The sequence below is a fragment of the Alteripontixanthobacter muriae genome, assembly GCF_013336795.1.
GTDB lineage: Bacteria > Pseudomonadota > Alphaproteobacteria > Sphingomonadales > Sphingomonadaceae > Pseudopontixanthobacter > Pseudopontixanthobacter muriae.
The window spans coordinates 93,964-100,528 of the sequence record NZ_JAAFZT010000004.1; the positions used below are offsets into that span (position 1 = coordinate 93,964).

The window sequence follows — 6,565 nt, forward strand, 5'->3', positions numbered from 1 at the left end:
CCTGAACTGGCGGTCTATGCGCGGCTCAAAGCTTCGTAATGCTGTCACCATGTCATTCATGGTGCGGACAAAGCCCGTTCAGCGAACCCGCGGACCGCCGAAAGGAAGCGGGGGCGGGGGACGGCGCTGACCGCGCGGCAATTGGGCCTGATAGGCGCGGCCGCAATGCTCGACACAATACGGGAAGCCGGGATTGACTGCAGTTCCGCAGAAATGGAAGTCCGCCTCGCCAGGATGGCCCATCGGCCAGCGGCAGACCTTGTCGGAAAGGTCGAGCAGGCTGGTCTTGTCTGCAATTTCGGGCGCGGGGCGGGCGGGCACCAGTCGGCGCGGCGGCGCCGGAGGGATGGGTGGCTGCTGGTCGCCCGGACCCTGACGCAGGAAGCCGCCGGGGCCGACCGACACGACCTTGGCCTGACCTGAGCGAGCCGGTGCGGGCTGATCGGCGGCGGGTTGCGCCGCCTCAGACACACTCGCTAGCGGACCGGCGCTTTCGCCAGGCACCTCGGCAGCAGCAGAAGGCGAGGTTTTCGTCGCAGCAGGTGCGGGGCTCTTCGCGACAGTTTCTCCTGCCGGCTTGGCCGCGACCGCAGTGTCCCTGTCCTGTGTTTTTACCGGCCGCTTGGGAGCAGCCTTCTTTTCAGACACCTTGGTTTCGGACGCCTTTGCAGGCGACTTGGTGCCGGCCTTGACCGGAGAGGGGCGGGATTTCAGTCCGAGCCGGTGTGCCTTGCCGATGACGGCATTGCGACTGACGCCGCCGAGTTCTTCCGCGATCTGGCTCGCAGTATTGCCGCCTTCCCACAGTTTCTTCAGTGTGGCGATGCGTTCTTCAGTCCAGCTCATGCTCATTCCAGTTCTACTGCCGGCCGCCCGGCCCGCTGATTCCCGATCTCGGGGATTTGCGGCAACGATCTTGCCACGCGGGGTGGCACGGCCTAGGCGCAACGCGTTGGCCGATCAAGCCTGCACCTGTGCCGATAGGCCATTCATTCGAGACGCAAGCTCCCCGAAAGGACCCCGCGATGGTCGATAATTCAGGCGAAATCGTCCGCCGTTTCGCGCCGCGCGGACAGCCCGTGATACAGGGCATCAACCGCATCGGCCTGTGGAGCCTCTATTGTAAGGAGGTTCGCCGATTTCTCAAGGTGCAGACGCAAACCGTCTGGGCACCTGCAGTCACGACGCTGCTGTTTCTCGTCATCTTCACCGTGGCACTGGGCCGTTCGGGCCGCGAAGTGCTGGGTGTGCCCTTTGCCACCTTCGTCGCGCCGGGCCTGATCGTTATGGGCATGATGCAGAACGCCTTTGCCAATTCCAGCTTCAGCCTGCTGTCGGGCAAGATACAGGGTACGATCATCGACCTGCTGATGCCGCCCTTGTCGGAAGGCGAATTGATGACCGGGATCGTCGCCGCTGCCATCACGCGGGGCGTGATGGTGGGTTTCGCCGTGGCGCTCGCCATGTCGCTCTACCCCGGTGTCGACTTAGGAGCGGCGCACCCCTGGGCCATCGTCTGGTTCGGACTACTGGGATCTGCCATGCTGGCGTTGCTCGGTCTGCTGGCCTCGATCTGGGCCGAGAAATTCGACCACAACGCCGCCGTGACCAATTTCGTCATTGCACCGCTGTCGCTGCTGTCGGGCACATTCTATGTCATCGACAATCTGGCGCCGGTCTTCCAGACGATCAGCCGGCTGAACCCGTTCTTCTATGTGATTTCGGGCTTTCGCTTCGGATTCCTGGGCGAGAGCGATATCGGCAACACGAACGAGGCCGTGATCCACAGTGCGATCGGCATGGGTATATTCGTATTGCTGCTGGGTTATGCGACCTACCGCGTTCTGAAGAGCGGCTGGAAAATCAAGGAATAAGCGCGCGCCTAGTGTGTGAGCGCGCGGCGCATCCGGTACTTGCCGCCTTCGAATGCATCGAACAGTTCGGCGACCTGCGGGTGCTCGATCGGGCCGCCCTCAGGGTCGGGGCGCAGGTTCTGCTGACTGACGTAGGCGACATATGACGATTCGTCGTTCTCAGCCAGAAGATGATAGAACGGCTGGTCGCGAACCGGGCGAATGTCTTCCGGAATGGCCTCGTACCATTCATCGCTGTTGGCGAAGACAGGATCGATGTCGAAGATCACACCGCGGAAATCGAACATGGCATGGCGAACGACATCGCCGATCGAGAAGCGGGAATTAACATGGCGCGGCACGTCGATGGTGCGGCCCGCCTGAGGGGAAAAGAACTTCGCGCGGTCGATCATGCGGGCGAATATACGCCGAAGCGCGCAGCGCACAAGCGGGCAGGGGTTCACGGGGCGATGTGCAAAGGGGCTTGGCAATGCCGAACCGGTGCGCTAACCGCCCCGCTCCCGACAGGCCGGGCCGATAAGGCCCCAAGCGCTCAATCTTTGCGGAGAGGTGCCGGAGTGGTCGAACGGGGCAGTCTCGAAAACTGTTGAGCACGTAAGTGTTCCGAGGGTTCGAATCCCTCCCTCTCCGCCACTAAGTCCATTGGAAGTCTCTCTTTTTTGCGTCGGGCGATCGGTTCTAGATAACCGAATGCCAAAGCGGTACTGTTTCGCAACCGTGATCTTTGCGGCCTTCTTGTGAGCGGTTTTTGTCTCTGATTCGAGATGCGCCTCAGTTAACGCCGACACTTCCGGAGGTTAGCAGGATCAAACCATACCTTTGGTTCGAAGGCATTGTCAGAGCAAATGTGCCATCTGGTAAGGACTGGCGGGGCAGGGCGGATTATGCCTCGCAAGAAGAAACCAGCCAGCCCTTTCCGCTATTTCAACTCCTCACCAGAGGTGATCAGGCTGGCGGTGATGATGTATGTTCGCTTCCCTCTGTTGCTGCAAAACGCGGAATACCTGCTGTTCGAGCGCGGCATCGGCATCAGTCATGAGGCGGTGCGGCACTGCTGGAACAGGTCTGGGCCGCTGATTGCAGCAGACATACGGCGCCAGCGAATGTGCCGCATGCGAGGCTCTCGCCACTGGCGTGGCACCTCGACGGAATTTAGGTGAAGGTGAATGATGAGATGGTCGACCTGTGGAGGGCAGTGGACCAGGAGGGCGAGATCCTGGAGAGCTATGTCACTAAGACGAGAGCCAAGGCACTAGCTCTGATGTGCACGAGAAAGGCGCTGAAGCGCCACGGCGCAACCGGGACGATCACCACAAATGGCCTGCGCTCCTACAAGGCAGTCATGACTGAGCTGGGCAATTCCAACTAGCAGGATGTGGGCCGCTAGGCCAACAACAGGGTGGAGAACTCGCATCTGCCGTTCCGAAGACGAGAGCGGGCGATGCTGCGTTTTCGCCAGATGAAGGCACTACAGAAGTTCGGCTCGGTTCGCGCAAACGTGCACGATTCCAAGCAAAATTGCGGCGAAGCTGACGCTGCCTGCCAGGCCTCACTCTCTGCCGCAGCGAGGCCGGGACATAGGAGCGATGCGCTTGGCCCGATTTGCTGCCTGAAACGATCGGGCTCATCGGCTCTCCATCTGCATCGAGGTAGATGGGATTCCTCAGCAGGTGAAACAGCACCGCAGGCAGTAAGCCGAACCCTGGGTAATGCCTCAAAGTCCGGCGCACGATTCCTGCTTCATCCTCGGTCATCGACTGCCGGTGCAATATGGGCGCCCGATAAGGGGTAACAAGCGGAAGGGGTGCCGGCGTCAGAATGCGGCGGTCAGACCGACCTGCATGGCTATGCGATCGTAGTCATATATCCCGACGGTCGAATTGTTCCTTTCGTATTCGACCCGCATCAGTGGCGCGAAGCGGCCGATGCGCAGGGATCGAAATGTGCCGGACAGGGCGATCGATGCTCGATCATCGACCCGGCGACGAGGATACAGGAACAACCTGCGATCCGCCTCGAGATGGGAGTAGCCGACCTCCAGCACGAAGGTCGACGCGCCCATCTCGCGGTATATGTAGGATTGCAAGCCGGCGTTCACGAGAGCGTAGCCCGGATCTTGCGCATCGAGGCGAACGCCGGACAGGCTGAAGCCTCCACCGCTTCGTGCATCGAAAGCAGCGTCCACGGCAACACTCGCGGCGCCCTGATCGCCATCCTGCAGATCGTTCCGCAGATCGTTGTGGCGGGTATACGACCCCGTGACCGTCAGCCGTGCCTTTTTCGACAGGGGAAGGCTGTAGTCTGCATTTACCCCGGAATTGAAGGACAAGGACTCCCGGCCGAACCAGCGATGCGAGACTGCGGCGGAAAGATTCAAGCGGCGTCCGCCCTCCAGGTTCAGCTGCGGCCCTATCTGCAGCGCGAGGGTGTAGTCGTCAAACTGATGCTTCTTGTAAAAGTCCCCGCTGGCGGAGAGTCGCAACAGCAATTCGCTGTCCGCTTTCAGACGGTGCCTGACGAACGCCTGCGCCTGCGTCGAAAGACCGATGCCGGACGTCTCCTGGGCATCCTCGTCGAGGTCGAAATCGCCGATAATGGTCTCCAGCGATCCAGCACCGGTAGCACAATTGATGTTGCTGTCCGGAGCAACCGCCACCTTCAGGCTGCCGCCAATCGATCGCTGCGCGTTCAATGCCTGGGTATAGAAACGAACCAGTTGCTCCACCGCTGGTGGCAGGCCGATTGCCTCAGCCGCGCGTAATTCCCGCTCCGCTTCACGCCGGTTGCCCATGGCGGCCTGCAATCTCGCCAGTTCGACCCGCACCCGTGCTGCATCCGGCTGCTCGTCGAGGATCATCCGCAGCAGCACGGCGGCGTCGCTACAGCGAAGCTGCTGGTTCGCAAACATCAAAGCCAGGCGGAACAAGGCTTCGCGCCGGAGATCGCCCTGTTCGTGCTCGATCAAGGCTCTGTAAAGCTGCTCGGCGCGGACGTAGTCACCTGCGTTACGCGCAGCGTCGGCCAGGGCGAAGACCTGTGCATTCGAGAAGCCGTGCTGCCCGGCGAGAGAGGCTTCTTGTGCCGCTAGCGGCATCGACACCAGCGCAAGCGCGATGCTTGAAAGAAATGGCGCGCGGCTCATAAGGTTGCGCAATGACGATCCTCTATGGGGCTTCGGTCGTGACGGAGGTTTCGCTGACGCCCGCGTCGCGAACCGGGCGTTTACCGGTTTTGCAAAAGCGCGACTTCATCAGCATCGATGCCGGAATTCAGCCCGTGCAGCGTGCAGCGCGCGGCCTCATTGCCTCTTCGTCACCGTGACGCCCTTGATCCCCACTTCTAATGCATCGCCAGTCCCGGCAGGCGCATTGAAATAGAACGATCCTGCCATATCCTGTCCGTCCGGCCCGTAGAACGAACCGTTGAACGATCCGAGGTTCATGCCTCCCCGGGAAATCAGCCCTTCGAGCGCCGAAGCGCCGGAAAAGACCGTGCCATCCACTGCAAAACTACCGAAATTCGCTGATACGCCGGAGCTTTGTTCGGTTCCTGTTGCGGTCAAGTTGCCGCCGAAAATCTGGTTGCTGAAATCAATGTTGAAGGCAGATGTGCCCCGGATATCGTATTTGCGAGAGGCGTCGCTGTTAACGCCGGTCCCATATAACACACCGGCATAGCGCGCCGTTCCGGTCCGAGCGGTCAGCAGATTGCGGCCTGTCAGGAAACCGTAATGGAAATATTCGTCTCGCGTCCCTCCGTCTCTTGTTCCCGACCAATGGCCGAAGGAGGCGTAGGTAAGTGAAATCTCCGTGTTGGCGGAGCCGTTTTCATAGAGTTCAAGAACAACATCCTGCGCCCCATACCCATCATCTACGGTTTTGGCATAGGTTCTGAAGTTCGTACTCTTTCCAGCGATCTTGTCGGCAGCGGTAAAGCGACCACCCCCCATATCCGAGCTGTAGCCCTGAAAATCGAACGTTTCGGAGTTCAACCAGGTCAGTCCCCCGACCGATCCTCCGTCGAGAGTATAGAAACGCTGTTCGCGAGAAAGGCTGGTGAAAGACATGTTCTCAGGAACGAGAGTGTCGTTCGTCGCGCCGACGAACGAGCCCACGGCAGCAAGGCCGTCGGCCCCGTTCGTCTGGAACGACGCGCCAACCTCTTGCGCGGACGGGCCGTAGAACCGCCCGAAGATCGTTCCCGACGTCTGCCCATAGCCGCTGCCATATGCGGCAAGGCCGGAGAAACTGCCATCGGTTGCTGACAGCATCCCGGAAGCGTTCAGCTCGATGCCTCCACCGGATACGCCATAATCCGTGACCAGCCCGTATTCTGTCGTGGAGGCTTGGGCGAGGAACGACCCTTCGAAAAAGTTCACACTGAACTTGCCGCTGCCATCGAAGCTTACCGGCTCCTCGCCAGGCTTGGTAGCCACGCCGAAAACGTCGATTCCATACGCGGCTTGCCCGGTCCGTGGCACGCCCGCTGCATCGGTGCGGAAACCGTAAGTGAAGGTGGTGAACTCCACCCCCTGATCGTCTCCATCGGGGCGATTCTGCTGCCGAAAACCCAGGGCGACATAGTCCTGACTAGGGTCCGGACCCATAAACAGGATTCACAGCGGCATTGGGATGTGATTCATGAGCCTCCAGTGAGGAGGCATGTGGATGGCAAATTTCTTCTGGTTCTCG

The 6,565-nt window shown here is 60.4% G+C and carries 6 protein-coding genes, 1 tRNA gene and 1 pseudogene; 4 read left to right on the plus strand and 4 right to left on the minus strand.

Features of this window, described 5'->3' with window-relative positions:
- Window positions 1-78: 78 nt before the first annotated feature.
- Complete coding sequence (locus tag G7A66_RS01435; RefSeq protein ID WP_174293922.1) at window positions 79-846, minus strand: GcrA family cell cycle regulator; 768 nt, start codon at window positions 844-846, stop codon at window positions 79-81.
- A 179-nt stretch (window positions 847-1,025) separates the two neighbouring features.
- On the opposite strand from G7A66_RS01435, the gene G7A66_RS01440 reads away from it, so the two are divergent.
- Window positions 1,026-1,874 carry an ABC transporter permease gene (locus G7A66_RS01440; protein ID WP_174293923.1) on the plus strand — a complete coding sequence of 283 codons (849 nt, stop codon included), beginning with the start codon at window positions 1,026-1,028 and terminating at the stop codon, window positions 1,872-1,874.
- An 8-nt stretch (window positions 1,875-1,882) separates the two neighbouring features.
- Here G7A66_RS01440 and hspQ read toward each other — a convergent pair whose 3' ends face one another.
- Complete coding sequence (gene hspQ / locus G7A66_RS01445; RefSeq protein ID WP_174293938.1) at window positions 1,883-2,263, minus strand: heat shock protein HspQ; 381 nt, start codon at window positions 2,261-2,263, stop codon at window positions 1,883-1,885.
- Window positions 2,264-2,417: 154 nt separating this feature from the next.
- Between hspQ and G7A66_RS01450 the strand changes: the two genes are divergently transcribed.
- Both G7A66_RS01450 and G7A66_RS14705 read left to right on the plus strand, forming a co-directional pair.
- Window positions 2,418-2,507, plus strand: a tRNA-Ser gene (locus tag G7A66_RS01450).
- Window positions 2,508-2,758: 251 nt separating this feature from the next.
- Window positions 2,759-3,381, plus strand: a pseudogene (locus tag G7A66_RS14705) (IS6 family transposase); the annotation flags it as partial.
- A gap of 306 nt (window positions 3,382-3,687) precedes the next feature.
- Here G7A66_RS14705 and G7A66_RS01465 read toward each other — a convergent pair.
- Window positions 3,688-5,016, minus strand: coding sequence for a surface lipoprotein assembly modifier (locus tag G7A66_RS01465; RefSeq protein ID WP_174293926.1), 1,329 nt, complete (start codon window positions 5,014-5,016; stop codon window positions 3,688-3,690).
- 11 nt (window positions 5,017-5,027) lie between these two features.
- Here G7A66_RS01465 and G7A66_RS01470 point away from each other — a divergent pair, with 11 nt between their 5' ends.
- On the plus strand, window positions 5,028-5,195 hold the full coding sequence (locus tag G7A66_RS01470; RefSeq protein ID WP_174293927.1) for a hypothetical protein: 168 nt from the start codon (window positions 5,028-5,030) through the stop codon (window positions 5,193-5,195).
- Here the strand turns inward: G7A66_RS01470 and G7A66_RS01475 are convergent.
- The gene (locus tag G7A66_RS01475; RefSeq protein ID WP_174293928.1) at window positions 5,173-6,480 is read right to left on the minus strand and encodes a transferrin-binding protein-like solute binding protein; all 1,308 of its coding nucleotides are present in this window, start codon (window positions 6,478-6,480) and stop codon (window positions 5,173-5,175) included. The genes G7A66_RS01470 and G7A66_RS01475 overlap by 23 nt on opposite strands.
- Window positions 6,481-6,565 lie beyond the last annotated feature (85 nt).

Bases quoted from the DNA above. Each gene is read 5' to 3' on its own strand.
- G7A66_RS01435 (WP_174293922.1), bottom strand. From the start codon at position 846: ATGAGCTGGACTGAAGAACGCATCGCCACACTGAAGAAACTGTGGGAA.
- G7A66_RS01440 (WP_174293923.1), top strand. From the start codon at position 1,026: ATGGTCGATAATTCAGGCGAAATCGTCCGCCGTTTCGCGCCGCGCGGA.
- G7A66_RS01465 (WP_174293926.1), bottom strand. From the start codon at position 5,016: ATGAGCCGCGCGCCATTTCTTTCAAGCATCGCGCTTGCGCTGGTGTCG.
- G7A66_RS01470 (WP_174293927.1), top strand. From the start codon at position 5,028: ATGACGATCCTCTATGGGGCTTCGGTCGTGACGGAGGTTTCGCTGACG.
- G7A66_RS01475 (WP_174293928.1), bottom strand. From the start codon at position 6,480: ATGGGTCCGGACCCTAGTCAGGACTATGTCGCCCTGGGTTTTCGGCAG.